This window comes from Actinosynnema sp. (genome assembly GCF_052038725.1).
The window spans coordinates 1-1,742 of sequence record NZ_JBQGCX010001525.1; the positions used below are offsets into that span (position 1 = coordinate 1).

General features: G+C 80.4%; 1 protein-coding gene. It reads right to left on the bottom strand.

Annotated elements, in window-relative coordinates:
* Positions 1 to 1,733 (bottom strand): KR domain-containing protein (locus ACTUAL_RS32105; RefSeq protein ID WP_440902858.1); only part of this gene is annotated, 1,733 nt, incomplete at its 3' end.
* Positions 1,734 to 1,742: the final 9 nt, after the last annotated feature.

Sequence of the window (1,742 nt, forward strand, 5' to 3'; positions counted from 1 at the left end):
GTCGGCTCGAGCCCGCTCGGTTCGGGCCCGCTCGCCCCGACCGCACCCGGTTCCCCGCCCGGCAGCAGCGCCCGCAGCCGCTCGACGAGCGCCCCGCGCGCCTCCTCCGCGAGGTCGGCCCCGTCCAGCGCCGCCAGCGCCTCCAGCGCCGCCGCCACCGCAGACCCCCGCTCCACCCGCTGCCGGGGCAGCGTCGCGGGCGCCTCGTCCGGCGACCAGCGCATCGGCAGCACCACCGGTTCCGGCCCGTCCACCGCCCGGTCGAACAACCGCAGCGCCTCGTCCACCCGCAGCGGTCGCGACCCGCTCACCGCGGGCTCCCCGGCCAGCGGCCCCCAGGCCAGCGCCCGCCCGACCAGCCCGGACCGGGTCCGCTCCAGCGCGATCCCGGCCAGGAACGCCCACGCGGCGGCCTCCGCCACGTCACCGCCCAGCGCCCACCGGGCCGACCCGCACAGCACGAACAGGTCCAGGTCGCCCGCCGCCTCGTGCAGCCGCCACGCCCCGGTGAACGCCTCGTCCGGCTCCTGCGCCACGTGCACCACCCCGGTCACCGCGTGCTCGGCCAGCACCCGCCGCACCGCCGCCCCGTCCCCGAGGTCCAGGTCCACCACCGCCGCGCCCAGCTCCTCCCGCAGCGCCGCGACCGCGCACGCGTCCCGCCGCCCGGCGAGCACGACCCGCCACCCCCGCCCGGCGAGGTGCCTGGCCAGCGCCGTGCCCACCGGTCCGCCGCCGACCACCAGCACCGCGCCCGCGTCGGCGCGCGGCGAGACCAGCACGACCTTCCCGGCCTGCCCCAGCGCCTCGGGCGCGCGCCGCACGTCCCACGCGGTCGCGGGCAGCGGCTCGACCCCCTCGGCGACCAGCCGGGACAGCATCCGCTGCACCCGGTCCGGGGTCACCTCGGCCAGGTCCAGCACCCGGTGCCGCACGGCCTCGACCCCCACCAGGCCCTGGGTCGCCCCGCCCAGCTCCACGAAGTACCCGCCGGGCCGCAGCAGCTCCAGCGAGGCCGCCGCGAACTCCTCCGGCAGCGCGTTCACCACCACGTCCACCTGCGGGAACCGCTCGCGGAACCCCAGGTCCAGGCAGGAGGCGACCCGCTCGGCGGGCAGGCCCGGCACGTGCCGCCCGTCCGGGCGCGCGGTCGCCCACACCTGGGCCCCGGTGGCTAGCGCCAGCAGCGCCACCGCCGCGCCGACCCCGCCCGCCGCCTCGTGCACCAGCACCCGCTGCCCCGGCTGGAGGTTCACCACGTGCCGCAGCGCGTAGTGCGCGGTCAGGAACGCCGACGGCACCGACGCGGCCTCGGCGAACGTCCACCGCGCGGGCACCGGCACGAGCGAGCGCTGGTCGACCACCGCCTCCGGCGCGGTGGGCCCGTCCACGAGGCCGAACACCCGGTCGCCGACCGCGAGCCCGTCGACGTCCGCGCCGACCTCGGCGACCACCCCGGCCAGGTCGGAGCCCAGCGGTGCGCCCACGTCGCGCGTCGCGCGCGCGCCCCGGAAGCCGATCCCGGTCGCGCGCACCGCCACCCGCACCTCGTGCGGCTCCAGCGCGGCCCTGGGGCGGGGAGCGGCCACCACGCCGTCCGGGCCCGCCTCGAGCCGCCACGGCCCGTCCGGCACCGCCAGCGCGGGCCGGGGCTCGGCGACCAGCCGGGGCGCGAACGCCGTCCCACCGCGCACCGCCACCTGCTCCCGCCCGGTCGACACCGCCGCCGCCACGTCCTCGGC